This window comes from Pseudomonas sp. FSL R10-0399 (genome assembly GCF_009600165.1).
Classification (GTDB): domain Bacteria; phylum Pseudomonadota; class Gammaproteobacteria; order Pseudomonadales; family Pseudomonadaceae; genus Aquipseudomonas; species Aquipseudomonas helleri.
In genome coordinates this window covers 20,077-46,434 of sequence record NZ_WIWK01000003.1, presented here as the reverse complement: position 1 = coordinate 46,434, position 26,358 = coordinate 20,077, and the positions used below count along the sequence as shown (strand labels likewise).

Here is a 26,358-nt window from a genome sequence, read left to right as displayed (position 1 = left end):
GCTCGACACTCATTGGACCTTAGTCGCACGCTCAAGCACGGGCTTTTCAAGATCATTAATAGCCTTTAGCCGCTATCCGGCATTAAATACACTTCTTTTAGCTTCACACTCGGGACTTATCCATGAGCGCCGTTTTTACCACCCGCCAACTCACGGCGTTGGCACGCAGCCCTTTGGGCCAGATCACTGACTGGCCGCAAAGCTTGCGAACCAGTGCGCAAATGGTCATGCACTCACCCATGCCAATGCTGTTGCTGTGGGGCGTTGAACTGACGCAAATCTACAACGACAGCTTTGCCGCACTGGCGGGCAACAAGCACCCCGCAGGCTTTGCTCAGCCGCTGCATTTCAGTTGGCCGGAATACACCGAGTTCAGTCGTCCGGTGATTGCCTCGGTGTGGGCCGGACAAAGCCGCTCGTACCTGGACCAGTACTTTCTTTACCCGGACCAGAAGCACGCCACCGAACTCTGGCTGGACCTGACCTTCAGCCCGGTTCACGACGAACAAGGCAACGTGGCCGGGATCTTGATGACGGCGGCCAAGACCTCACGGCGCAGGCGCACCGCCATCAAGTTGCGCCAACGCTCGCTGGCCAGCCGCAAAGCCCAGCATGACACTGAAGAGCGTCTGCAACTGGCACTGACCGCCACCAATGGCGTCGGCACCTGGGACTGGAACATTGACCAGGACCTGTTTGTGACCGACAGCCGCTTCGCGCAAATGCACGGAATCGAGCCGCAGCTTTCCGGGCAATTGCCGATCACCGCCTACCTGCAAGGCGTGCACCCTGATGACCGCGCGCTGCTGACCCGTACGATCAAGGACTGCGTGACCCGCAACGGCGAGTATGCCCAGGAATATCGCCTGCAGAACCTGGACGGCAAGGTGCGCTGGATTTTTGCCAGGGGCCGTTGTTTTTCCGGTGGCCCTGGCAGCGCTCAGCGCTTTATGGGCGCGGCGCTGGACATCACCGAGCGTAAAAAAACCGAGCAAGCGCTGCTCAACCTCAATGAAACCCTAGAAGAACGCGTGGCGCAGCGCACCCAGGCCTTGGCCGAAGCCAACGCGCAACTGCAACGCGAGATGCAAGAGCGTGAACGGGCCGAAGAAGCCTTGCGGCATGCCCAAAAAATGGAAGCCGTCGGCCAGTTAACGGGAGGTATCGCCCACGACTTCAACAACATGCTCACCGGGATTCTCGGCAGCCTGGACTTGATGAAGCGTTACATCGCGGCCGGGCGGATCACTGAAGTGGGCCGTTTTACCGACGCAGCCGTGTCTTCAGCCCAGCGTGCAGCTGCCCTGACCCACCGACTGCTGTCGTTTTCCAGGCGTCAGTCGCTGGACCGCAGGCCGCTGGACCCCAACCAACTGGTCAGCTCACTGCAAGCGCTGTTCAGCAGTACCAAAGGGGCCAATATTGATTTGCACGTTGAACTGGGCGAAGACGTCTGGGCCGTGAACACTGACAGCGGCCAGCTCGAAAGCGCCCTGCTCAACCTGATTATCAATGCCCGGGACGCCATGCCAGACGGCGGCGAGTTGGTCGTGCGTACCGCCAATACCTACCTCACGGACAGCCAGTCCAGCACGCTTGAGCCGATCAAGGCCGGTGAGTATGTGATGTTTGAAGTCAGCGACAACGGTGCGGGCATGACTCCGCAAATTCTTGCCAAGGCCTTTGACCCGTTCTTTACCACCAAGCCGGTGGGCCAAGGCACCGGTCTGGGCCTGTCGATGATCTACGGCTTTGCCCAGCAGTCCGGCGGGCACGTCAGCATCATCAGCGAAAGTGGCTCCGGCACCCGCGTGCGCTTGCACTTGCCGCGCTACCTGGAGAAAACTCAGGCATAATCCGCGCCCTCGTAAAAAGCCCCACAGTTGCAAGGTATCTGCCCCATGAAAGCTCAAGCCCGCCACATTCTGGTCAAGACCGCCGAAGAAGCCGAGTCGCTCAAGCAGCGCATTGCCAAAGGCGAAGCCTTCGATGTGCTGGCCAAAAAGTTCTCGACCTGCCCGTCAGGCAAGCGCGGGGGTGACTTGGGCGAAGTGCGTCCGGGGCAGATGGTCGGGGTGATTGATCAGATCATCTTCAAAAAGCCGCTGCGCGTGGTGCACGGCCCGGTGAAGAGCAAATTCGGCTATCACCTGGTGCAAGTGTTTTACCGCGACTGAATCGGTTAACCCTGCGGGAACAAACCCCTACCTCCTTTATGTTATTGCCCTGCACCTTCCATAGCCTCAAGCTATGCACTTCCTAAAAATCATAAAGTGCGTTTCAACGAGGCTGTTGTGTCCAAAGGTATTGTTTTATCGGTTCTGGCATCGAGCCTGTTCGGTGTCATGTATTACTACACGTCCATGCTGTGGCCCCTGAGCGGGGCTGAGATCTTCGGTTGGCTGATGCTTCTGACGCTGCCATGCATGACGCTGTTCATGTTTTTCTCGGGTGACTGGCGACACGTCCCGGTGATCTTCTCCCGCCTGCGCAAGCAGCCTCGGTTGTGGGGCGTGCTGGCGGCTTCCAGCGCGCTGGTTGGGGTGCAGCTCTGGCTGTTCCTGTGGGCGCCGCTTAACGGGCATAGCCTGGATGTGTCGCTGGGGTACTTTTTGCTGCCGCTGACCATGCTGCTGACCGCGCGCATCGTGTTTGGCGAGCACTTGTCGCACTTGCAAAAAATCGCTGCTGCCCTGGCCACCATTGGTGTGGCCAACGAGGTCTATCGCGTGGGCGGGTTCTCATGGACCACGCTGCTGGTGGCCATTGGTTACCCGGTGTATTTCGTGCTGCGCAAACGCATGGCGACCGACAACCTCGGCGGTTTGTGGTTTGACATGCTGTTGCTGATCCCGATTGCCTGGTGGTTCGTGCAAAGCGGCGAACACGGTTTCGACGTGGCCAGCGAGCGAGCAGCACTGTATGTGCTAATCCCGATTCTGGGCGGCATCAGTGCCCTGGCCTTGATCAGCTACATCATTGCCAGCCGGATGCTGCCGTTCAGCCTGTTTGGCTTGCTCAGTTATGTTGAACCGGTGTTGTTGGTCCTTGTCGCCCTGCTGCTGGGCGAAAGCATCAGCTCAGGCCAATGGCTGACGTACATCCCGATCTGGCTGGCGGTGATGGTGCTGATCTTCGAAGGGTTCAAACATTTGGTGCGCCAACGTCGATCTGTGTAGCGTTTGAGCCTGCCCGGATGCTGCCCAAACTACCGTTAATCACTTTTTCAGAAAACACGAACGCTCGTTTAAAACGACTTTGGCCCAGTATTTGCTTGGACTTTTAGAGTTTGATCGTTTTCTGTAAGTATTTAAGCCAAGTCACTGGTTTAAAGGGGATTTGCCAACGACCTCCAACAACCTCAATCTATGTGCCCACTCTCATGAGTAACGCTGTAGATCCATTGAGGTTGTTGTGTCTAAAGGTATTGTTTTATCGATTTTGGCTTCGTGCTTGTTTGGCGTCCTGTACTACTTCACTTCCCTGCTTTGGCCGCTTGATGGCCAGGAAATCTTCGGCTGGCGAATACTGATTTCGCTGCCCTTCATGACTCTGTTTCTCTGCTTCTCTGGTGATTGGAAATGGGTTCCTATAATTTTCAATCGCTTACGAGACAAACCTCTACTAATTCCTTGCGCACTGATCACCAGCTTTCTGGTCGGCGTGCAGCTCTGGATGTTTATGTGGGGGCCACTCAACGGGCATGGCCTGGATGTGTCGTTGGGTTACTTTCTGCTGCCGCTGACCATGATTCTCACCGGGCGCATTGTCTACGGCGAGCATCTCTCGCATTTGCAGAAAATAGCCACCGCCCTGGCCGTGATTGGCGTGGCGAACGAGTTGTACCGCACCGGCGGTTTCTCTTGGACCACACTGGTTGTGGCCATCGGCTACCCGATGTACTTCGTGCTGCGCAAGAAAATCGGCATCGATAACCTGGGCGGTCTGTGGCTGGACATGCTGCTGATGGTCCCAGTTGCACTGTGGTTTGTGCTGGCGGGCCAGCATGTAGACCTCGATGCGCAGCGCCAGGCACTGTATTGGCTGGTGCCTTTGATGGGGATCATCAGTGCGGCCGCCGGCTTTTCTTATATTCTCGCCAGCCGTTTGCTGCCCTTCAGCCTGTTTGGCCTGCTCAGCTACGTTGAGCCGGTGCTGCTGGTGGCCGTCGCCCTGTTGCTGGGCGATAGCCTGGAAGAAGGCCAATGGCTGACCTATGGGCCGATCTGGCTGGCCGTGGCGGTCCTGGTGCTTGAAGGCTTGAAACACGTGAGCCGGCAACGCCGCTCGATCTGAGGCAAAGCGCGGGTTCGCCCGCGCTACGTTGCGTCAGACTGGCAACCACAGCTTGAAACGCGCCCCGCCCAACGGCGATTGCTCAACATTCAAGGTGCCGCCCTGGGCTTCCAGGGCTCGCCTGCTGATGGCCAACCCCAGGCCAAAACCACCGGTTGCCCGATCGCGGCTGCGGTCCAGGCGATAAAACGGCTCGAAGATGCGTTCCCGCTCTTGCTCGGGAATGCCGATGCCGTCGTCATCCACCCACAGCGAACAGCCTTTGGCATTGAGGCTAACCCCCACCTGAATCCGTCGATCGCAGTAACGCATGGCGTTGCGCAACAGGTTTTGCAAAGCCCGGGCCGTCAGCCTCGGGTCGAGGACAAAACGCTCTTCGGTGCCGTGCAGCATCACGTCGAGGACGATTTCCGGGGCTTCAAGCTCTTCGTCAAAACTACCGAGGATGCTGTCGATAAACTCCGCCAGTGACACCTCGATGCGCTCCGGGACCAGCGCCGGGTTTTGCAGACGGCTGAACGACAGCAATTCCAGCACCAATTCATCCAATTCGCGAATATGCCCGACCAGCACTTGCAAGCGCTCACGACTGGCGGGCGGCAGGTCGTCACAGAGTGCCAGCGCCAGGCCAAAATCGAGGCGGGTCAATGGGGTACGCAACTCATGTGAGACGGCGTTGAGCAAATCCCGCTGCTGGTTGAGCAGGTTTTCGATGTCCTGGGCCATCGTGTCAAAGGCGCTGGCCAGGCTGTAAATGTTGGAGCGCGGGGATATCTGCGTACGCTCGCTGAGCTGCCCCTGACCAATACGTGCTGCCGTGCGTTTGAGGCGCTCAAGATCGCGCCAGTGCGGGCGCAGCCACAGCAATAAGCCAGCAAGCAATGCCGCACCAATCAACACGTTGATGCTCCAATACAGCACGTTCAGGTCAAACGGATCAGGCGGCATCACCAGTTCGATGGCCTGCTCGCCGTTCAACGGTGAAACCACCCGCGTGCGCCAACCCCACTCACCGATGCGCAACACGCCCTGCCCCTGATGTAACTGGTGCTGTTCGGCGGTGCTGAACTGCGGGTCAGTAATGGGCAGCAGATTGATCCGCAGCGGTGCAAATTGGCTATCAAGGGCCTGCGCTAACTCGGGCCACTGTTGCGCAGGCACCTGGTCAAACTGCTTGACCAGCAAGGCTTGCATGCCGCGTGACATATCAACGTTGTAATTCATGAAACGGTCGTGAAACACCGCCACGATCATTTCCGGCACCAGATAAATGGCCCCGGCGAACGTCACGATAGTCACCAGATACAGACGGATGAGAATTTTGAACACGAATCAGCATTCCCATTCCGAGCGGCTGAACAAGTAACCTTTGCCCCACACAGTTTTGATTTTGCGGGCTTCACCGGCGTCATCGTCGAACTTGCGGCGCAATTTGGAGATGGCCACGTCAACCGAACGGTCGGTGCCGTTGAACTCGATGCCGCGCAGACGTTGCAGGATCTGGTCGCGGCTGAGCACTTCGCCGGCATGCCGGGCCAACACCACTAAGAGGTTGTATTCGCCGCTGGACAGTTCGATGATGTCGCCGCGCCATGTCACTGTGCGTTCCGACAAGTCGATGCACAGGTTGCCCATCAGGATCCGGTCACTGGCGACGTGCGCCTCTGCCAGGCTGCTGCGCCGCAATAAAGTGCGCACACGCGCCAACAGGACGCGAGGGTCGCAAGGTTTTGTCACATAATCGTCGGCCCCCATCTCTAGCCCCAGAACCTGATCATGACTATCGTCGCGCGCAGTCAACATCAGGATTGGCAAGCTTTCGGAGTCGGCGCGCAGTAATCGGCAGACCTGCAAACCATCCAGCCCCGGTAACATCAGGTCGAGAATCACCAGATCCGGGGGGTTGTTTCGCGCTCGATCACGCACTTGGTCACCGCGCGCAATGACATTGACCTGGTAACCATTGCGTTCCAGATAGCTGGCGATCAGTTCGGAGAGTGCGGCGTCGTCTTCGACCAGCAAGATAGTGGGCATAATAAATGCTTACAACCGGGGGAAAACCCAAAGGATATACAACCTCTCAGGGATAGGAGCAGAACCTTCACACTTTTTCACACACCGCCTACACAGCTTCACAACGCCTTTTGCGTGCTGCGCTTAGCATGCCAAGGTCTTTTACAGACTTACCCTGCATATATAAGAAGGCACGAACGTTGAAAAAGCTCTTCGTCCCGCTATGTCTTTCGGCACTGGCTTTAGCCTTGAGTGCCTGCGGTAAAACTCCGGCCACTGAAGAAAAGACGCCTGTGGTCAAGGTCAGCACTGAAGTCATCGTCCCGCAAGCGCTGTCGATCAATAACGAACTGAGTGGCCGCGTGGTTGCGCCGCGTGTCGCGCAGGTCAGCGCGCGAGTGGCGGGCGTCGTCATCAAGCGCGCTTTCGAAGAAGGCAGCGAAGTCAAACAAGGGGACGTGCTGTTTATTATTGATCCTGCGCCGTTGCAGGCCGATCTGGACAGCGCGCAAGCAGCACTGCGCAAATCCGAGGCACTTGCCCTCCAGGCAAAACTGCAAGACCAGCGTTACAGCGCCTTGGTCGACAGCAATGCTGTGAGCCGTCAGGACTACGACAATGCCCGCGCGCAATCGCTGCAGGCCCAGGCCGAAGTCGCCGCCAACAAGGCCGCTGTGCAACGGGCAAAACTGAATCTGGGCTATGCCACCGTGATAGCGCCGATTTCCGGGCGTATCGGTCGTGCGCTGGTCACCGAAGGTGCACTGGTAGGCCAGGGTGAAGTGACACCGCTGGCTCGCATCCAACAACTGGACCCGATTCAGGTTGACCTGATGCAATCAACCCGTGACCTCGACAACCTGCGCGATTCATTTCGCGCCGGGGACTTGCAACAGGTCGGCAAGAATCAGGCACGCGTCACCTTGATCCGCGACAACGGCAGTCTCTACCCGGTACCGGGCAAACTGTTGTTTACCGATGTCAGCGTTGACCCGAGCACCGGGCAGATCATCCTGCGCAGTGAGTTTGCCAACCCGGACCGCGACTTGTTGCCGGGCAGCTTTGTTCGCGTGCGCCTGGAACAGGCGGTCAATAAGCAAGGCATCAGCGTGCCGCAACGGGCCATTCTGCGTGACAGCGCGGGGGTGGCGCAGGTGCTGCTGGTAGATGCTGAAAGCAAGGTCAAACAGCAGCCCGTGCAACTGGGCGGCGTGATCAATGATCGCTGGATCGTTAACGAAGGCCTGAAGGCGGGCGACCGCATTGTGATCGAAGGTCTGCAACACGCACGTCCCGGTGAACAGGTGCAAATTGATGACCCGACACCTCCCCTCGCACACTCCACGGATCGGTGAGCATGCCGCAGTTTTTTATCGATCGCCCGATCTTTGCCTGGGTCGTAGCGTTATTTATTGTGCTGGCCGGGGCCTTGGCGCTGCCGAAGCTGCCCGTGGCCAAATACCCGGTGGTCGCGCCGCCGCAAGTTGAAGTGTATGCGGTGTACCCCGGCGCGTCGGCGCATACCTTGGACGAAAGCGTGGTCAGCCTGATTGAGCAAGAGCTCAACGGCACCGACGGCCTGCTGTATTTCGAGTCCCAGAGCAGTTTGGGCAGTGCCAGCATTACAGCCACGTTCAAGCCGGGTACAGACCCGGAAATGGCTCAGGTCAACGTGCAAAACCGCCTTAAAGCGGTGGAGTCGCGTTTGCCACAAGCAGTTATCCAGCAAGGCTTGCAGGTTGAGAAAATCTCCTCGGGTTTCTTGATGCTGGTAACGCTGACCGCAGACCCGAGCAGCGGGCTGGATGAGGTTGCCCTCAGCGACTACCTCGCGCGCAACGTGATGAACGAGATCAAGCGTGTTGAAGGGGTCGGCAAGGCTCAGCAGTATGGCTCTGAACGGGCCATGCGGATCTGGATCGACACGCAAAAACTCATTGGTTTCAACCTAACACCGGCGGACGTCAACCAAGCGATTGCCAGCCAGAACGCGCAAGTGTCTGCTGGCAGCATCGGTGATTTGCCGGGGCGTTCGACCCAGGAAATTACCGCCACGGTGCTGGTTAAGGGCCAACTGTCGAGCCCGCAAGAGTTCGGCGATATTGTCCTGCGCGCCAACCCGGACGGTTCCACGGTTCGGGTCAGCGATGTGGCACGGGTTGAGATCGGCAGCCAGGAGTACCAATACGGCACCCGCCTGAACGGCAAGTCGTCCAGTGCTTTCAGCGTCAAATTGGCACCTGAGGCGAACGCCTTGAGTACCGGCAATATGATCCGCGCCAAAATGGATGAGCTGAGCCGCTACTTCCCTGAGGGCGTTGAGTACAAGATCCCTTATGACACCACGCCGTTCGTCAAAGTCTCGATCACCAAGGTGGTGTACACACTGATCGAAGCCATGGTGCTGGTGTTCGCGGTGATGTTCCTGTTTTTGCAGAACATCCGTTACACGCTGATCCCGACCCTGGTAGTGCCTGTGGCCCTGATGGGCACATTCGCCACGATGCTAGTGCTGGGTTTCTCGATCAACGTACTGACCATGTTCGGTATGGTACTGGCCATCGGGATTCTGGTGGACGACGCGATTGTGGTGGTTGAGAACGTTGAGCGGATCATGCTCAGCGAAGGCTTGCCGCCCCGCGAGGCCACGCACAAGGCCATGACGCAAATTAGCGGGGCGATCATCGGCATTACTCTGGTACTGGTGGCCGTGTTCATTCCCATGGCGTTTATGCCGGGCTCGGTGGGCGTGATCTATCAGCAGTTCTCGGTGGCGATGGCAACCTCGATTCTGTTCTCGGCGTTCTTGGCCCTGTCGCTGACCCCGGCCCTGTGCGCGACACTGCTCAAGCCCATTGCCAAGGGTGAGCACCATGCCAAGGGCGGCTTTTTTGGCTGGTTCAACCGCAAGTTTGAGCGTCTGTCTGAGGGCTACGAGCATTGGGTGGTGCACCTGATCAAACGCAGCGGCCGTTATCTGTTGCTTTACGGTGCCTTGCTGGTGGTGCTGGTGGTGTGTTTTGCGCGCCTGCCCTCCTCCTTTCTGCCCGTTGAGGATCAGGGCTTCATCATTACTGACATTCAGTTGCCGCCAGGGGCCAGCCAGGGCCGGACGATCGCGGTGGCCAAGCAGATCGAAGCTCACTACGCCGAAGAGCCCGGGGTCAGCAACGTGACCATGATTCTGGGCTTCAGCTTCTCGGGTAGCGGACAGAACGCCGCGCTGGCGTTTACCACCTTCAAGGACTGGTCGACCCGTGGCATCAAGGATTCCGCTTCGGCCATCGCAGATCGCGCAAACGCCGCGTTTGGCGAGCTCAAAGACGCGGTGGCGTTCTCCATTCTGCCGCCTGCGGTCAGTGGTTTGGGCACCTCCAGCGGTTTTGAATTGCGCCTGCAAGACCGTGGCGGTGTCGGTTATGACGTGCTGATGCAAGCGCGAACCGAGTTGATGGCTCTGGCCGAGAAAAGCCCGGTGCTGGCCAACGTGCGCGAAGACTCCCTGGCAGAAAGCCCGCAAGTACAACTCGAAGTCGACCGCAAACGGGCCAATGCGCTGGGCATTTCGTTTGCCGACATCGGTAATGTGCTGTCGACCGCCGTGGGCTCTGCCTACGTCAACGACTTCCCCAATCAGGGGCGCATGCAACGGGTTGTCGTACAGGCTGAAGGCGATCAACGCAGCCAGGTTGAAGACCTGCTGAAGATCAATGTGCGCAATAACCTGGGGAAAATGGTGCCATTGTCGTCATTTGTCGAAGCGCGCTGGATTCAAGGCCCGTCGCAGATGTCCCGCTACAACGGTTATCAGGCGGTGAGTATTTCGGGTGAAGCAGGCCCGGGCCACACAACGGGTGAAGCCATGCTGGAAATGCAACGCCTGGTTGATCAGTTGCCGGCAGGCATCGGCCTTGAATGGACTGGGTTGTCGCTGCAGGAAAAGCTCTCCGGCTCTCAGGCGCCGTTGTTGTTGGGCCTGTCGTTACTGGTGGTGTTCCTGTGCCTTGCGGCGCTGTATGAAAGCTGGTCGATTCCCACCGCAGTGCTGTTGGTAGTGCCTTTGGGCGTGCTCGGTGCGGTGTTGGCGGTGACGTTGCGCGGCATGCCGAATGACGTGTTCTTTAAAGTGGGCTTGATTACGATTATTGGCTTGTCGGCCAAGAACGCCATTTTGATCATCGAATTCGCCAAGACCCTGTACGACGAAGGCCATGACCTGGTTGAGGCCACGGTGAAAGCCGCCCGCTTGCGTCTGCGGCCGATTGTCATGACTTCGTTGGCCTTTATCCTCGGCGTTGTGCCTCTGGCGATTGCCACAGGCGCCAGCTCGGGCAGCCAGCAAGCCATTGGTACAGGCGTTATCGGCGGCATGATCGTCGCCACATTGGCCGTGGTATTTGTGCCGGTATTCTTTGTGGTGGTGATGAAACTGACCCGCAGCAAACCGCGTCAACGTTAACGCCTGCTTCACGTGCTAAGGTTCGGCAACGCCCAGTAACATGGATTGTATTGACGATGCCGCACCTTGCACGTACCCATCCTCGCCTGACCGCTGGCACCTTGTTGGGGCTGGCGGTCGGCATCTTTAATCCCGCCACCTCGTTGACCACCAAGTTTCTGTTGGGTTGGAACGCCGGTGTCTGGCTGTACTTGCTCCTGACCCTGTGGCTGATGCTTCGCTCCAAAGTGGGCGACGTCAAACGCACCGCAGAAATAGAAGACGAAAATGCCAGCATGGTGCTGTTCACCGTGAGCTTCGCGGCGGTTGTCAGCTTGGCGGCGATTACCCTCGAACTCACCGGCAACAGCCAACTGCGTCACTCCGAGCAACTGCTGCACTACGCCTTTACCGGGCTGACCGTGGTGGGCTCATGGCTGATGATCGGGGTTATTTTCGGCCTGCACTATGCGCGGTTGTTTTATAACAACGAAGGGACGGAGCCAGCCTTGCGCTTCCCCGAAGGTGAATTGAACCCGGACTACTGGGACTTTATGTATTTTTCTTTCACCCTGAGCGTTGCGGTACAAACGTCAGACGTAGAAGTCGCCACTCGCGAAATGCGCAAAGCAGTGCTGGGCCATTCGCTGCTGGGGTTTTTGTTCAATACGGCAGTGCTGGGGTTTTCGATCAACATTGCAGCGGGGCTGTTTTAACACTAACCGCCAAACGTGCAGAAGCGAGCGTGTCTCGCGATCTTTAGCGTGTTTAAAAGATCGCGAGGCAAGCTCGCTCCTGCAGCCGTTGGCTGTTACTTAGTTGGCTTCAAGCACGCCACGACGAATCTGGTCGCGCTCGATGGATTCGAACAGTGCCTTGAAGTTGCCCTCGCCAAAGCCATCATCACCCTTGCGCTGGATAAATTCGAAGAACACCGGGCCCATCAGGTTTTCCGAGAAGATTTGCAGCAACAGGCGTTTGTCACCTTCAACCGACGAGCCATCCAGTAGAATGCCGCGCGACTGCAGGGCTTCGACCGATTCACCATGGTCAGGCAGACGACCTTCGAGCATTTCGTAGTAGGTGTCTGGCGGCGCGGTCATGAAACGCATGCCGATTTTTTTCAATGCATCCCAGGTCTTGATCAAGTCATCGGTCAAGAAGGCCACGTGCTGAATGCCTTCACCGTTGAACTGCATCAAGAACTCCTCGATCTGACCAGAGCCTTTGGACGACTCTTCGTTCAACGGAATACGGATCATGCCATCCGGTGCAGTCATGGCCTTGGAGGTCAAGCCGGTGTATTCGCCCTTGATGTCGAAGTAGCGAATTTCGCGGAAGTTGAACAGCTTCTCGTAAAAGTTGGCCCAATAAGCCATGCGACCGCGATACACGTTGTGCGTCAGGTGGTCGATGATCTTCAGCCCTGCTCCCACTGGATGACGCTCAACACCTTCAATAAACACGAAGTCGATGTCATAAATCGAACTGCCTTCGCCGTAACGGTCAATCAGGTACAGCGGCGCGCCGCCAATGCCCTTGATCGCAGGCAGGTTCAACTCCATCGGGCCGGTCGGGATTTCAATAGGTTGAGCACCCAGTTCCAACGCACGGTTATAGGCTTTTTGCGCGTTGGCTACGCGGAACGCCATGCCACACACGGAAGGCCCGTGCTCGGCGGCGAAATAGGAGGCAACGCTGTGCGGCTCATTATTGAGGATCAGGTTGATATGGCCCTGGCGATACAGGTGCACGTCTTTGGAGCGATGGGTGGCCACCTTGGTGAAGCCCATGATTTCAAAGATAGGTTCGAGGGTATTGGCTACGGGTGCTGCGAATTCGATGAATTCAAAGCCCATCAGGCCCATTGGGTTTTCGTATAGATCGGCCATTTTGGCGCCTCATCAGAGTCATTTTTACAATTAACAGTAGGTTATTTGCCAAGAATGCTGAGGGACACAGGCGGCGCACAGGAGATCCCGCGTACACTGCGCGCCAGGAAATCTCCGTAGATCAGTTGAAACCCGAATATCTTCATTTAGCCATCTCTTACGCGGTGGTGACGCCTGATGACAGGGGTCATTATTCTTGTATGCGTAAGCGGATTCTACATGGCGTAATCATGTTTGTCTTACATCATGTGAAATGACCCTAAACCAATGCTAGGCTTTGTCTATTCATCTCACCTTGCCGCAGTCGCCATCAGTCCTCGGGATCTTGAATGCCATTAACGCTCAAACGGACCCGAAAATGGACCGATCGCTACGCGCTGGTCGTACTCAGCGCGTTACTGCCCATTGTCCTGGGTGTTTTTATCATTGTCTGGCAGGCCAGCAGGTCACTGGAATCAGAAGCCAGTGATACCGCTAAAGAGGCCGTTCGCCAATTCGATCTCATGTTGGACAATGCCAAGCTGGCCGCAGATGTTGTATCCCCTCTCGCAGGCCAGCCGTGCGAACAGGTAGAACTGGACCTGCGTGAACAGGTGACGCGCCGCCCTTTTGTCCGCTCAGTGAATCTGGTCTGGAATAACCAGATTTATTGCACATCCCTGTTTGGCAACTTTAAAGAACCGGTCAATGCGGCTGACTATAACAACGGTGTGTTGTGGCTCATGCCCGGCAACGCGGTTACCCCAGACCAGCCGCTGCTGGTTTATCGCCGCGAACAAGACCAGGCCGGTGCCATTGTCAGCCTCTACGGCCTGCACTTGATCAATGTCTTGAGTCTAATCAACCCGTACACGCAAATGATGTTTCAAGTGGCCAACAACTCCATAGACCGCTACGCAGTGGTCCGTAACACACCGCCTGCGCCTTATCCTGTTGCATCTGTAAGCGTGTCGTCTGCGCAATATCCTTATCGCGTCATGGCAGGGTTTAGCGAAGGCACGCTGTGGCGTTTTATTAAAGCCCGGTACTTGGGCTTATTGGCCCTGTTTGTATTTTTGGGCTGCGTTTCTGGCGCGACTGTTCTCTGGCTGCAAAAGCGTATGTCTTTATCCTCCCCCACCCACGAGCTGCAACGCGGGCTGGAAGCTGAAGAGTTCATTCCTTACTTTCAGCCAGTGGTGCGCAGTGACACACAACAATGGGCCGGTGCCGAAGTCCTGATGCGCTGGCAACACCCAACTGAAGGGTTGGTGCGGCCTGACTTGTTTATTCCACTGGCGGAACACTCGGGTCTCATTGTGCCGATGACCCGTTCACTGTTTCGTCAAACTGCACAGTTACTGGCGCCTTACGCCAACAGCATGGCGCCGGGCTTTCACTTGGGCTTCAACATTAGCGCTCATCACTGCCACAGCCTTGAACTGATAGACGATTGCCGTGCGCTGCTTCAGGCATTCCCGCCGGGACGCATCACGTTGGTACTGGAGTTGACTGAGCGCGAATTGGTGATACCCAGCGTGATCACCCACCAGTTGTTTGCCGAGCTGCGCGCGATGGGGATCATGATTGCGCTGGATGATTTTGGTACCGGGCACTCAAGCTTGAGCTACTTGCACGAATTCAATGTCGATTACTTGAAGATCGATCAAAGCTTTGTCGCCATGATTGGGGCAGATGCATTATCCAGCCCGATCCTGGACAGCATCATTGACTTGAGCGCCAAGCTGAACCTCGGGCTGGTGGCTGAGGGCGTCGAAACACAAGAGCAAAGTGAGTACCTGGCACTTAAAGGCGTAGAGTTCTTGCAGGGGTATCTATATGCCCGTCCGTTAACTGCCGACGATTTCATTAAGTCTTTAATGGCGCAACATCGAGCGTCGGTTTAAACGTTCAAGGTGATTCTTCAGCAAAAGTGAATATCGGCTGGCGCACGGAAAAATGACAACTACAATTTCGATCAGGTTGAAGTTTATTGACAGTCAATAACAAAGCCCTCGTGTTTCGGCTGAACTGTTGACTCGGGTCTCTGTCTACCCCTTGCTGCCTCGCCTCATTAATTCACTTCGGCCCTGTCAATGCCGAAGCCATGACCGGAGTAATGACCTTGTCCAGACTTGCTGAATACCGTGCTGCCGAAAAGGCCCTTCAAGAACAAATGGCTCAGTTGGAAGCCTTGAAGAATGATGCCGGGCTTAAAAAAGAAATCGAGTTTGAACAGAAACTTAAGGCGCTGATGAGCTCTTACGGCAAAGGCCTGCGAGAGATTATTGCCATTCTGGATCCAAACCCTGCAGCTGCGCGCCAAACAGCAGCGCCTAAACAGCGCAAGGCTCGTGTTTTAAAAGTCTATAAAAACCCGCATACCGGCGAATTGATTGAAACCAAAGGTGGTAATCACCGTGGTTTGAAGGCATGGAAAGAACAATACGGCGCAGCCACTGTTGAGTCCTGGGTACGCACTTAATGCTTTAGTAGTATAAAAACCCTGCCCGGCAGGGTTTTTTAATATCACTAAACCCAGACATAACTAACGTGACTTACAGACAGTGTGAGGTTCGTGCAACACGCGCCGTTAAGCAAAATGTTAATAATCACTCACGATCAATTGTCACAATGATGACCCTCGCGCAAGGCACAATAAGCCCATTTCCCGAGAACGGAGTCTCCCCGGATGAAAGGCCAAATTAACCGATGCCCTTTCACAGTTTTTTCACACGATTCATCACAGGATAGAGGCTGCTAAAGGACTAGCGCCCCATGCCCGCTTCGGCGGGCTTCTTTTTGCCTGAATTTTGCCAATTCCCCTCCACGCACTCTCGCTGAACACCCCAAACAACGATCTTTTGTTGCCCGCGGGGTTCGCGCAGGCCGTCACATTCCGTATCATTCGTGCATCGACTGTTTACCCATGCATCACTTTCGGAGGGTTCATGAGCCTGCAAGAGCTGAACAACGTCCCTGGCGTAACCGCACAACCGGATAGCGCTACCCAACAATTCGTTTTCAACCACACCATGCTGCGCGTCAAAGACATCGAGAAATCCCTCGATTTCTATACCCGCGTCCTGGGTTTCTCGCTGCTGGAAAAGCGCGACTTCCCGGAAGCCGAATTCAGCCTGTACTTTCTGGCGCTGGTTGATAAAGCCCTGATCCCGGCTGACGATGCTGCCCGCACCGTGTGGATGAAGTCGATCCCAGGCATCCTGGAGTTGACTCACAACCACGGCACCGAAAACGATGCCGATTTTGCTTACCACAACGGCAACACTGACCCGCGTGGTTTCGGCCATATCTGCATCGCGGTACCTGATATCGTCGCCGCCTGCGAGCGCTTTGAAGCCTTGGGCGTGGACTTCCAGAAGCGCCTGACTGACGGCCGCATGAAGTCTCTGGCCTTTATCAAGGACCCGGACGCCTACTGGGTCGAGATCATTCAGCCGACCCCGCTGTAACGTTCGCACGTCAAAAAACCCATGATCGCTCATGGGTTTTTTTACGCCTGAAACATGAGCGTTGTTCAGAAGCGATCAAGCCCGTAGCATTAGATACGCCACGTATGTTGTATGGATTGAATTGGATTCAGGAGATCTGCGCCTCTATGGTACGAACACGCAAAGAGATGATCGAAGACACGCGGCACAGGCTTTTGGCAGCAGGCAGGCAAGCATTCGCGAGCAAAGGCTATGCCGAGTCCTCAATGGATGACTTCACTGCCAATGTCGGCCTGACCCGGGGAGCGCTTTATCACCACTTTGGCGACAAAAAAGGCTTGCTTGAGGCCGTCATCCAGCAAATAGACGCCGAGACGTCTGTACGCCTGCACGCCATTACCGCTCAGGCGAACTCCACCTGGGATGGCTTTATCAATGAAAGCATCGCCTACATGGAGATGGCGATAGAGCCGGAAATCCAGCGTATTGTGCTGCTCGATGGCCCCGCAGTACTGGGCAACCCTGCCCTGTGGTCAAACCAGAACGCTTGCATTCAGGGCACCATGGACTGCCTGGAGAAGCTGAAAAGCGAGCACGTCATCCAGGACATCGAGGTTGAAGCAACAGCCAGGCTGTTGAATGGCGCCACATTGAGCGCCGCCTTGTGGATCGCCGCTGATCCACAACCACTGGCCGCACTGGAGAAAGCAAAAAATGCATTCGTCGCGCTGGCCAATGGTTTGCTGAAAGATTCAAGCCCCAAAGCGTAATCCATTTTGCACACAAAAAAAGCGCAGCCCGTGGGCTGCGCTTTTGTTTACTGAGAGGCTTTGCTAACGCAACGCGACTCTATTGCAGAGCAATCAATCCGGCGCCGAAGTGCGGATCAAGTGATCGAAAGCGCTCAGAGAAGCTTTAGCGCCCTCGCCGACCGCAATCACGATCTGCTTATAAGGCACGGTGGTCACGTCACCGGCAGCAAAGATCCCCGGGATCGATGTCTCACCGCGTGCATCAACCACGATCTCGCCACGCGGAGTCAGCTCGATGGTGCCTTTGAGCCAGTCGGTGTTAGGCAGCAGACCGATCTGCACAAAAATGCCTTCCAGCTCAACAGTGTGCACAGCTTCTGTCGCACGGTCCTTGTAGCGCAGACCGTTGACCTTCTGCCCGTCACCGGTCACTTCAGTGGTCTGGGCGTTAGTGATCACCGTTACGTTTGGCAAGCTGTTGAGCTTGCGCTGCAACACGGCGTCAGCACGCAACTTGGTGTCAAACTCGAGCAATGTCACGTGTGACACGATGCCTGCCAGGTCAATGGCCGCCTCGACACCCGAGTTACCACCACCGATTACCGCAACGCGCTTGCCTTTAAACAGCGGGCCGTCACAGTGCGGGCAGTAAGCCACGCCACGGCTGCGGTATTCCTGCTCGCCCGGCACATTCATTTCGCGCCAGCGGGCACCGGTCGCCAGAATCACGGTCTTGGCTTTGAGCGAAGCACCGCTGGCGAACTTAACTTCGTGCAGCTCACCCGCTTTGCCCGGCAACAGCTTGTCGGCACGTTGCAGGTTCATAATGTCGACGTCGTATTGCTTGACGTGTTCTTCCAGCGCGGTGGCCAGTTTCGGCCCTTCGGTTTCTTGCACCGAGATAAAGTTCTCGATCGCCATGGTGTCGAGCACCTGGCCGCCGAAGCGCTCTGCCGCCACACCGGTACGAATGCCTTTACGCGCCGCGTAGATGGCCGCTGCTGCACCGGCTGGGCCGCCACCGATAACCAGCACATCAAAGGCTTCTTTGGCGCTGATTTTTTCGGCCTGACGCTCAATGGCGCTGGTGTCCAGCTTGCCAAGGATCTCTTCCAGGCCCATGCGGCCCTGACCGAAGTTAACCCCGTTGAGGTAAACGCTCGGCACCGCCATCACTTGACGCTCGGTGACTTCGTCCTGGAACAGCGCGCCGTCAATCGCCACGTGGCGAATGTTAGGGTTCAACACCGCCATCAGGTTCAGCGCCTGCACCACATCCGGGCAGTTCTGGCATGACAGCGAGAAATACGTCTCGAAGCTGAACTCACCTTTAAGTGAGCGGATTTGTTCAATCACTTCGGCACTGGCTTTCGATGGGTGGCCGCCGACTTGCAGCAGGGCCAGCACCAGCGAAGTAAATTCGTGGCCCATCGGGATACCAGCAAAACGCAAGCTGATATCGCCGCCTGGACGGTTCAACGAGAACGACGGTTTGCGCGCATCGTTGCCGTTTTCCAGCAAGGTAATCTGGCTGGAGAGGCTGGTAATTTCTTTTAACAGGTCATGCATTTCACGGGATTTCGCACCGTCGTCGAGAGACGCAACGATCTCGATCGGCTGTGTGACCCGCTCCAGGTATGACTTCAACTGTGCTTTTAGATTGGCGTCCAACATACGGGCGATCTCCTAACTGTTTAATTCTGTGTCAAAAAAAACGCCCGAGCGAATATCGCCCGGGCGTTTTGAGGGCGATGCTGCTGACAACTCAGGTGCGGATCACCGCCCTAGTCTTCACAGACTTAGATCTTGCCAACCAGGTCCAGCGAAGGAGCGAGGGTGGATTCACCTTCTTTCCATTTAGCTGGGCAGACTTCGCCTGGGTGAGCAGCAACGTACTGAGCAGCCTTGATTTTGCGCAGCAGCTCGGAAGCGTCACGGCCAACACCGCCGTCGTTCAGTTCAACGATTTTGATCTGACCTTCCGGGTTGATCACGAAAGTACCGCGGTCAGCCAGACCTGCTTCTTCGATCAGAACGTCGAAGTTGCGGGAGATGGTCAGCGTAGGGTCGCCGATCATGGTGTACTGGATTTTGCCGATGGCTGGCGAAGTGTTGTGCCAGGCAGCGTGAGCAAAGTGGGTGTCAGTCGACACGCTGTAGATTTCCACGCCGAGTTTTTTGAACTCTTCGTAGTTGTCAGCCAGGTCTTCCAGCTCGGTTGGGCAAACGAAGGTGAAGTCGGCTGGGTAGAAGAACACTACAGACCACTTGCCTTTCAGGTCAGCGTCCGACACTTCCACGAAGCTGCCGTTTTTGTATGCAGTAGCTTTGAACGGTTTTACTTGGCTGTTGATGATAGGCATCGTTGACTCTCCGTCAGGGTTGAAAAGTTGATGGGGTGAATCCTAACAACTCATTTCGTATCTGGCTCATTGGTAAAGCTGATGCTCACGATTGGTTTTGACTATCAGCCGACCCTATAAATAGTCAAAAACTAAATATGGACCGAATGGCCGGCTTTCAAGTTGACGTCGATCAGCTACCAATGCGTTTTTCAGCGGTCATGCTCATCCCGGCAAACGGGGTGGACTCAACATAGCGCATGGCTGACTTGATGTCTTTCCAGCCGACGTAATTCATCAGCGACTTCAAGTCCCATCCACTTTGATGCGCCCATGTTGCAAAACCGCGACGCAGCGAGTGACTGGTGTAATGTTCGGCAGAAATACCGGCGCGCTCCAGCGCCTGGCGCAGCAGCGGGATCACGCTATTGGCGTGCAAGCCCTCCTCACTCAGATTGCCCCAGCGATCAATACCCCTGAACACCGGGCCGCGTACCAGGGCTGCTGTATTCAGCCATTCGATGTAAGCCCGCACCGGGCATAGCCTCAGCAGCGCCGGGGTTTGAAAGGTCTTGCCCAGATTGTCGCGATCACTTTTGCTGCGCGGCAAATACAAGGTAATGCCCGAGCCTGCCACCGCCTGGACGTGCTCGACCTGCAAGCGACACAACTCATCGCTACGAAACCCGCGCCAGAACCCCAGCAGGATCAACGCCGCATCGCGCCGCGCGCGCAGCAGTCCCGGTTGATCCGCATTGGCCTGCGCGATATTCGCCTCACTTTCAAGCCAGTCAATGACTTGCTCCAGATGCTGCAACTGTAGCGGCGCAGCTTGCTTCTCTTGGGCCGGATGCAGCGCGCGAATGCCCTTGAACACTTTGCGCACCACCGGTGACTTGGTCGGATCGGCAAAGCCCTGGCTGTTATGCCACTGCGCAATCGCCGACAAACGCAGCTTGAGCGTGTTGATCGACAGCAGGCCGGCGTGCGCAACCAGATAGCGCGCCACGCTGTCGCTGGTGGCGGGCAAAAAGCCGCCCCAGGTCACTTCGAAATGCTCGATGGCTGCCCGATAACTGCGACGGGTGTTATCGCGGGTCGCGGCGTTTAAGTAGCGATCCAGCTCGCTCATGCCCTGTTCTCTTGGTTGACGTACTGAAATAGCGCCTAAAAAACGGCTCAGGCGCTATGACACGGGATAATACCAGTATATCCCGCCTTAAAATTAGCAATTAATGACAAAAATAAAGTGCTAATATAGTACGTAATTACAGGGTACATACCACAGTACATAATCGTAGGAGAAGGCCATGGCTCGTGGCGGCGTAAACAAGGCGGTGGTGCAAATAGCGCGCACGGCGATACTGGCTCGCGGCGAACACCCCAGCATCGATGCAGTACGAATTGAAATGGGCAACACCGGGTCGAAAACCACGATCCACCGCTACCTCAAGGAGCTCGACGAGACTGACTCCCGGCGTGGCGTGCAGCACGAACAGTTAGGTGACGAGCTGAGCGAACTGGTCGCCCGCCTCGCTCAGCGCCTGAAAGAGCAAGCGCAAGAGCCGATAGACCGCGCCGAAGCGCACTACGAGCAGCTCAAAGCAGAGTTACGCGACCAACTGGCGCAAGCGCAGCAAGACCATCTGCAATTGCAGAAAGAGCTGGACATCCAGAACACGGCCTTGCAGCAAGAAACTGCGAACCTGGAAGCCACCCGCTCCATGCTGCAAACCGAGCAAACGCGCAACGCCGCCCTCAATCAGGCGTGCAGCGATTTCGAGCTGCGCCTCAACGACCGCGACGAGCAGATCCGCTCTCTGGAAGAAAAACACCTGCACGCCCGCGATGCGCTGGAGCATTACCGCAGCGCGGTCAAAGAGCAGCGCGAGCAGGAACAGCGCCGTCATGAAGGGCAACTGCAACAACTACAAATGGAATTGCGCCAAGCGCAGCAAAGCGCGCTGGTGCGTCAGGACGAAATCACCCAACTGCACCGCGATAACGAACGCGTACTCAGTGAAAGCCGCGTATTAAGCAAAGAGCTGAATCAAGCCAGCGATCAGCAGCACAAACTGAGCAACCTGAATGAACGACTGACCGCCCAACTGAGCCAGCAAGAAAGCGAACGCACATTGCTGCAAGAACGCTTGCGGGTCGCCACCCAAGAAAGTCAGGCATTAAAAGAAGCGCAAAATCAGGCCCTTGAAGCCAGCGCAGCTTTGACATTAAGAGCCCTCAAGGCGGAGGCGGCGCTGGAGACCCTCACTGCCAGCCCAAGCAACACCCCAAAAGAGGCTACCGAGAATTAACCCTTGAGCAGGCTTGCCCGTCAGCGCCAGCAACTCCACGTGCAAGCCCGCTCCCAGAACATGCGTTCAGCAACCGTTCAGCCAATGAAATCGATTCTTGTTTAGCAATACGTATCAGTATGTTACAAATTAGCCACTACTAATTCGTGACGCGGTGCTCTCTTCATGCTTGTTCCTTTTCTGATCATGCTGCGCGAGGGCATTGAAGCCGCGCTTATCGTCGGCATTATTGCCAGCTACCTTAAGCAAACCGGGCGTGGGCAGTGGATGCCAGCGGTATGGATCGGGGTTTTCCTTGCCGCAGCCTTGTCCCTGCTGGTCGGTGGCGGCCTGGAGCTGATGAGCGCTGAATTCCCGCAAAAGCAACAAGAACTCTTTGAAGGCATCGTCGGCCTGATTGCCGTCGGCATCCTCAGTTCGATGGTGTTCTGGATGCGCAAAGTCGCGCGTTCAATTAAAAGCTCGCTGCACACCTCCCTTGATCACGCTCTTGCCGGCTCCAAACACCAGGTCACTGCGCTGATCGCCATGGTGTTTTTTGCCGTGGCCCGTGAAGGCCTGGAAACCGTGTTCTTCCTGCTCGCGGTTTTCCAGCAAAGCGAGGGCCCGGCAGCGCCTTTGGGCGCTCTGCTCGGTTTGATTCTGGCGATCTTTGTCGGTTTTGCGATTTACACCGGCAGCATGCGCCTGAACCTCGGCCTGTTTTTTCGTTGGACCGGGCTGTTCATTCTGGTAGTAGCGGCGGGCATTCTGGCCAACTCCGTCCAGGCCCTGCACGAAGCCGGCTTGTGGAATGCCCTGCAAGGCGTGGTGTTTGACATTAGCAGCACGCTGCCGATGGACGGCCCGCTCGGCTCAGTCCTCGCCGGCATGTTCGGCTATCAAGATGCGCCCACCGTCAGCGTGCTCGGCGCTTATGTCATTTATCTGGTCGCGGCCCTGGTGATGTTCTTTCGCTCCCCGCCCGCACCAAAGGTTGCTCAACCCTCTTCAGTGACAAACTCATAAGGTCCTGCATGTCTACCCCTGCAAGCGGTACACCCCCTCGCGCACTGCGCTGGGCGGTGGCCGGCTCGGTGATCGTTATGATCGCGGCCGGCGGTTTGTTCTATTACGCCTCGCAACTGGCCGCCGCCAAACGCAAGGTTCACAGCAATGAAATCACCGTTACGATTCACCCGCACAGCTGCGAACCGAATGAGCTGACAGTTCCGGCAGGCTTTAACAGCTTCCGCATCGTCAACGCCTCGGAACGCGCAGTGGAATGGGAAATCCTCGACGGCGTGCTGGTGATCGAAGAGCGCGAAAACATTGCCCCCGGTTTGAGTCAGGTGATCAATGCCACGCTCAACCCCGGTGATTACGCCATTACTTGCGGCCTGCTCAGCAACCCGCGCGGCAAGCTCCATGTCACACCGACCGCCGAATCTGAAGCCAAGGCCAAGGCGCGCCCATCGATGGTGGCGTTTATCGGCCCGCTGTCTGAGTTCCGGGTGTACGTGAGCAGCCAGAGCAACGCGCTGATCAAGGCGGTAGAAGCTCTGTCGCAAGCTATCAGCAGTGGCGACCTTGCCCAGGCGCAAACACTCTATGTACCGGCGCGCGAGGCTTATCAGCGCTTGGCACCCGCCGCGCAACGTTTGGGCGAACTGGACAACACCCTCAATGCCCGCGCCGACTATTTTGAAAAACGCGAGCAGGATCCAGGCTTCAGCGGCTTCCATCGCCTCGAATATGGCCTGTTTGATCAACGCAGCACCCAGGGCCTGGCGCCTGTGGCCGAACAACTGCAAGCCAATGCGGCGTTGCTCAAGCAGCAACTGATGGCGCAATCACTGCCGCCCGAGCAGTTAGTCAGCATCGTTTCGCGCACGCTGCACAACATGGCCGACACCCGCGCCACCAGCGGCGAAGAAGAGCGCTACAGCCATATCGACCTCAACGGTTTTGCCGCCAACCTGCAAACCACCCGCAAAGTGGTTGACCTGTTGCGCCCACTGCTGGCCAAAAACAATGCCGACATCTTGCTCAACATTGATAACGCCAGCACTGCACTCGACACCGAACTCGACACCTTTAAAACCGCACAGGGTTACGCCACGTACGACACGGTAAGCGCCGCCCAGCGTCAAGCAATCAGTAACAAGGCCAAGGCTCTGGCCGATGCACTCGATGGAATCGATCCAGCCCTCGGCCTTTCCGGCCTGTAATGCAGACGAGACGCACATGAGCGATTCAGACAACACCCAGAATGAGATCAACCTGCAACGTCGTCGCGTACTGCTCGGCATGGGCGTCGCCGGTGCCGCGCTGGCAGGCAGCGCTCTCAGTTGCCCGGCCATGGCCGCCAGCGGTGCAGCCAATGCGCAAGTGGCTCAGGCACCCAGCAGCGACAAGACCCAGGATCACCACGAGTTCCACGGCCAGCACCAAAACGGCATCGTCACGCCTCGCCCGGCTGCCGGCATGCTGGTGTCCTTCGACGTGCTGGCCACTGATCGTGCAGACCTCGAACGCCTGTTCCGCACCCTGAACGAACGCATCGCGTTTATGACCAAGGGCGGCCCGGTGACACAAGTCGACCCCAAACTGCCACCCACCGACTCAGGGATCCTCGGCCCGGTGGTTACGCCTGACAACCTGACCGTGACGGTGTCGGTCGGAGAGTCGCTGTTTGATGAGCGTTACGGCTTGGGCAGCGTCAAGCCCAAACACCTGAGCCGCATGCAGGGCTTTCCCAACGACGCGCTGGAGCCTGCCTTTTGCCATGGCGATTTGAGCCTGCAATTTTGCGCCAACACCGCCGACACCAACATCCACGCCCTGCGCGACATCGTTAAAAACCTGCCCGACCTGCTGCTGGTGCGCTGGAAGCAAGAAGGCACAGTTCCGCCGCAAGCGCCCACCAAACCGGGCGTTCCCCCGCAGAGCGCGCGCAACTTCCTGGGTTTCCGTGATGGCTCAGCCAACCCGGACTCCAACGACAACACCCTGATGAACAGCATCGTCTGGGTTCAGCCAGGCAGCGATGAACCCAAATGGGCGGTCGATGGCAGCTACCAGGCGGTGCGCATCATTCGCAACTTCGTCGAACGCTGGGACCGCACGCCGCTGCAAGAGCAGCAAAGCATCTTCGGCCGCAACAAGGCCAGCGGCGCACCGATGGATGGCCATCACGAAACCGACGTGCCGGATTACAGCAAAGACCCCGAAGGCAAAGTCACCAAGCTGGATGCGCACATCCGCCTGGCCAACCCGCGCACCGCCGAAACCAGCAAAAACTTGATCTTGCGCCGCCCGTTCAACTACTCGAACGGCGTCAACAAGAACGGCCAGCTGGACATGGGCCTGCTGTTTATCTGCTACCAGAGCAACCTGGAAAACGGCTTTATCGCCGTACAGACCCGACTCAATGGTGAGCCACTGGAGGAATACCTCAAGCCAATTGGCGGTGGTTACTTCTTTACCTTGCCGGGCGTACGCGACGACAAGGACTTTATTGGGCGCTCGCTGCTGAATGCCACAGCGCCCCTGACCCGAACTTGATTTCACCCCCAACCTGAACCTAAAAAAAACCGGAAAAGTCCCATGAAGAAGACGCCGCTCGCACTGTTTATCGCTCTAGGTTTGCTCCACACCCCGCTCTCGGTATTCGCGGCGAATGCACCACTGGACCTGGTGCAACCTGTATCGGACTACAAGATTTACGTCACCGATGAAATCGACACGCTGGCGCAAGAAACCCAGAAGTTCACCGACGCCATCAAAAAGGGCGACCTGGCCACCGCCAAAAAGCTCTACGCACCGACCCGCGTGCATTACGAGTCGATTGAGCCGATCGCCGAGCTGTTCAGTGACCTCGACGCGTCTATCGACTCCCGGGTTGATGACCATGAGAAAGGCGTGACCGCTGAAGACTTCACCGGCTTCCACCGCATCGAATACACCCTGTTCTCCGAGAACACCACCAAAGGCCTCGATGTGCTGGCTGACAAACTCAATGCCGACGTCAAAGACTTGCAAACCCGCGTTGCCGGTCTAACCTTCCCGCCAGATAAAGTCGTGGGCGGTGCGGCTGCGCTGATGGAAGAAGTGGCTGCGACCAAGATTTCTGGCGAAGAAGACCGTTACAGCCATACCGACCTGTATGACTTCCAGGGCAACGTAGACGGCGCGAAGAAGATTTTCGACCTGTTCCGTCCGCAAATTGCAGCCAATGACAAAGCTTTTGCCGACAAGGTCGACAAAAACTTTGCCACGGTTGACAAGATTCTGGCCAAGTACAAAACCAAAGATGGCGGTTTTGAAACCTACGACAAGGTCAAGGATAACGATCGTAAGGCACTGGTTGGCCCGGTTAACACTTTGGCCGAAGACCTGTCTACATTGCGCGGCAAGCTGGGCTTGAACTAAACCCGCTTGAGCAGCGCCAATCTGTGTGACGCACTTCACAAATCCGCAGGTTGGCGCTGTTTTTTGCGTACGTTAAAAAAAGTCATTTTTCTGTGTAATGAATGACTTGGATCATTGTTTAAAATCGCCAAAACCCCATCCTTGTTACCCGATACATTTCCCTCACACTTTTACCCATAAAGCCGCGGGCCAAGCGCTACACGGGGTTTCCTGAATAGCACCTGTCTGCCCCCTAAAAACATGGCCTTTTGATTCAACTTTCATAGGTTTTTCACACCTCTGCGTTTAACGTAGGCGTCAGCTTTTAGGAATAACAAAAATAGTTTGTAAGAAAAATCATGTAGATAACGTAGTTTGATGACTTTACCTTCGTCAGTTTTAGGCTTTAATGCCTGCAGGCGTAATCTGTCTAGCGCGCCTGAACAGGCCGACTTCTCAGACGAGTCATCTTGTACCATTGAAACTGACT

22 protein-coding genes are annotated in these 26,358 nt (G+C 56.5%); 16 read left to right on the top strand and 6 right to left on the bottom strand.

Annotated features, from left to right (window positions below; all coding sequences use genetic code 11):
• The first annotated feature begins 122 nt into the window (after positions 1 to 122).
• From GHO41_RS01435 to rarD (GHO41_RS01420), 4 genes are all read left to right on the top strand, one after another.
• On the top strand, positions 123 to 1,856 hold the full coding sequence (locus GHO41_RS01435; RefSeq protein WP_178126450.1) for an ATP-binding protein: 1,734 nt from the start codon (positions 123 to 125) through the stop codon (positions 1,854 to 1,856).
• Between the two features lie 45 nt (positions 1,857 to 1,901).
• Positions 1,902 to 2,177 (top strand): peptidylprolyl isomerase, encoded by a 276-nt coding sequence (locus tag GHO41_RS01430; protein WP_019409622.1) that lies wholly within the window; start codon positions 1,902 to 1,904, stop codon positions 2,175 to 2,177.
• Between the two features lie 117 nt (positions 2,178 to 2,294).
• Positions 2,295 to 3,179 (top strand): EamA family transporter RarD, encoded by an 885-nt coding sequence (gene rarD, locus GHO41_RS01425; protein WP_371928794.1) that lies wholly within the window; start codon positions 2,295 to 2,297, stop codon positions 3,177 to 3,179.
• 235 nt (positions 3,180 to 3,414) lie between these two features.
• Positions 3,415 to 4,296 carry an EamA family transporter RarD gene (gene rarD, locus GHO41_RS01420; protein ID WP_371928793.1) on the top strand — a complete coding sequence of 294 codons (882 nt, stop codon included), beginning with the start codon at positions 3,415 to 3,417 and terminating at the stop codon, positions 4,294 to 4,296.
• A gap of 33 nt (positions 4,297 to 4,329) precedes the next feature.
• Here rarD (GHO41_RS01420) and GHO41_RS01415 read toward each other — a convergent pair whose 3' ends face one another.
• Positions 4,330 to 5,625, bottom strand: a complete 1,296-nt coding sequence (locus GHO41_RS01415; protein ID WP_323368831.1) for an ATP-binding protein — start codon at positions 5,623 to 5,625, stop codon at positions 4,330 to 4,332.
• Between the two features lie 3 nt (positions 5,626 to 5,628).
• Positions 5,629 to 6,330: a response regulator transcription factor gene (locus GHO41_RS01410; protein WP_153428077.1), complete on the bottom strand. Its 702-nt coding sequence runs from the start codon at positions 6,328 to 6,330 to the stop codon at positions 5,629 to 5,631.
• Positions 6,331 to 6,509: 179 nt separating this feature from the next.
• On the opposite strand from GHO41_RS01410, the gene GHO41_RS01405 reads away from it, so the two are divergent.
• The 3 genes from GHO41_RS01405 to GHO41_RS01395 are packed head-to-tail and all read left to right on the top strand — an operon-like array spanning position 6,510 to position 11,463.
• Positions 6,510 to 7,664 (top strand): efflux RND transporter periplasmic adaptor subunit, encoded by a 1,155-nt coding sequence (locus GHO41_RS01405; protein ID WP_153432721.1) that lies wholly within the window; start codon positions 6,510 to 6,512, stop codon positions 7,662 to 7,664.
• Between the two features lie 2 nt (positions 7,665 to 7,666).
• On the top strand, positions 7,667 to 10,768 hold the full coding sequence (locus GHO41_RS01400) for an efflux RND transporter permease subunit (protein WP_153331599.1): 3,102 nt from the start codon (positions 7,667 to 7,669) through the stop codon (positions 10,766 to 10,768).
• Positions 10,769 to 10,824: 56 nt separating this feature from the next.
• Entirely contained in the window at positions 10,825 to 11,463 is a 639-nt protein-coding gene (locus GHO41_RS01395; protein WP_048371741.1) for a DUF1345 domain-containing protein, read from the top strand.
• Between the two features lie 99 nt (positions 11,464 to 11,562).
• On the opposite strand, the gene hppD is transcribed toward GHO41_RS01395, so the two are convergent.
• The gene (hppD, locus tag GHO41_RS01390) at positions 11,563 to 12,639 is read right to left on the bottom strand and encodes a 4-hydroxyphenylpyruvate dioxygenase (RefSeq protein WP_048371743.1); all 1,077 of its coding nucleotides are present in this window, start codon (positions 12,637 to 12,639) and stop codon (positions 11,563 to 11,565) included.
• Between the two features lie 329 nt (positions 12,640 to 12,968).
• Between hppD and GHO41_RS01385 the strand changes: the two genes are divergently transcribed.
• From GHO41_RS01385 to GHO41_RS01370, 4 genes are all read left to right on the top strand, one after another.
• Positions 12,969 to 14,525 (top strand): EAL domain-containing protein, encoded by a 1,557-nt coding sequence (locus tag GHO41_RS01385; RefSeq protein ID WP_153432719.1) that lies wholly within the window; start codon positions 12,969 to 12,971, stop codon positions 14,523 to 14,525.
• 218 nt (positions 14,526 to 14,743) lie between these two features.
• The gene (locus tag GHO41_RS01380; protein WP_048371921.1) at positions 14,744 to 15,103 is read left to right on the top strand and encodes a histone-like nucleoid-structuring protein, MvaT/MvaU family; all 360 of its coding nucleotides are present in this window, start codon (positions 14,744 to 14,746) and stop codon (positions 15,101 to 15,103) included.
• A gap of 466 nt (positions 15,104 to 15,569) precedes the next feature.
• On the top strand, positions 15,570 to 16,091 hold the full coding sequence (gene gloA, locus GHO41_RS01375; RefSeq protein ID WP_048371747.1) for a lactoylglutathione lyase: 522 nt from the start codon (positions 15,570 to 15,572) through the stop codon (positions 16,089 to 16,091).
• Positions 16,092 to 16,195: 104 nt separating this feature from the next.
• On the top strand, positions 16,196 to 16,840 hold the full coding sequence (locus GHO41_RS01370; protein ID WP_305977927.1) for a TetR/AcrR family transcriptional regulator: 645 nt from the start codon (positions 16,196 to 16,198) through the stop codon (positions 16,838 to 16,840).
• 93 nt (positions 16,841 to 16,933) lie between these two features.
• On the opposite strand, the gene ahpF is transcribed toward GHO41_RS01370, so the two are convergent.
• The 3 genes from ahpF to GHO41_RS01355 all read right to left on the bottom strand — a co-directional run bounded on the left by ahpF (position 16,934) and on the right by GHO41_RS01355 (position 20,296).
• Positions 16,934 to 18,496, bottom strand: coding sequence for an alkyl hydroperoxide reductase subunit F (gene ahpF, locus GHO41_RS01365; protein WP_153330304.1), 1,563 nt, complete (start codon positions 18,494 to 18,496; stop codon positions 16,934 to 16,936).
• Positions 18,497 to 18,621: 125 nt separating this feature from the next.
• The gene (gene ahpC, locus GHO41_RS01360; RefSeq protein ID WP_016780891.1) at positions 18,622 to 19,185 is read right to left on the bottom strand and encodes an alkyl hydroperoxide reductase subunit C; all 564 of its coding nucleotides are present in this window, start codon (positions 19,183 to 19,185) and stop codon (positions 18,622 to 18,624) included.
• Between the two features lie 172 nt (positions 19,186 to 19,357).
• A complete protein-coding gene (locus GHO41_RS01355) occupies positions 19,358 to 20,296 on the bottom strand; it encodes a site-specific integrase (protein WP_153389808.1) in 939 nt (312 codons plus the stop codon).
• Between the two features lie 178 nt (positions 20,297 to 20,474).
• Here GHO41_RS01355 and GHO41_RS01350 point away from each other — a divergent pair, with 178 nt between their 5' ends.
• From GHO41_RS01350 to efeO (GHO41_RS01330), 5 genes are all read left to right on the top strand, one after another.
• The gene (locus GHO41_RS01350; RefSeq protein ID WP_153432716.1) at positions 20,475 to 21,476 is read left to right on the top strand and encodes a DNA-binding protein; all 1,002 of its coding nucleotides are present in this window, start codon (positions 20,475 to 20,477) and stop codon (positions 21,474 to 21,476) included.
• A gap of 165 nt (positions 21,477 to 21,641) precedes the next feature.
• Positions 21,642 to 22,484 carry an iron uptake transporter permease EfeU gene (gene efeU / locus GHO41_RS01345; protein ID WP_153432714.1) on the top strand — a complete coding sequence of 281 codons (843 nt, stop codon included), beginning with the start codon at positions 21,642 to 21,644 and terminating at the stop codon, positions 22,482 to 22,484.
• Positions 22,485 to 22,492: 8 nt separating this feature from the next.
• Positions 22,493 to 23,686 (top strand): iron uptake system protein EfeO, encoded by a 1,194-nt coding sequence (gene efeO, locus GHO41_RS01340; RefSeq protein WP_153432712.1) that lies wholly within the window; start codon positions 22,493 to 22,495, stop codon positions 23,684 to 23,686.
• A 16-nt stretch (positions 23,687 to 23,702) separates the two neighbouring features.
• Positions 23,703 to 25,022 (top strand): iron uptake transporter deferrochelatase/peroxidase subunit, encoded by a 1,320-nt coding sequence (gene efeB / locus GHO41_RS01335; protein ID WP_153432710.1) that lies wholly within the window; start codon positions 23,703 to 23,705, stop codon positions 25,020 to 25,022.
• 42 nt (positions 25,023 to 25,064) lie between these two features.
• Positions 25,065 to 25,889 (top strand): iron uptake system protein EfeO, encoded by an 825-nt coding sequence (efeO, locus tag GHO41_RS01330; RefSeq protein WP_048371765.1) that lies wholly within the window; start codon positions 25,065 to 25,067, stop codon positions 25,887 to 25,889.
• Positions 25,890 to 26,358 lie beyond the last annotated feature (469 nt).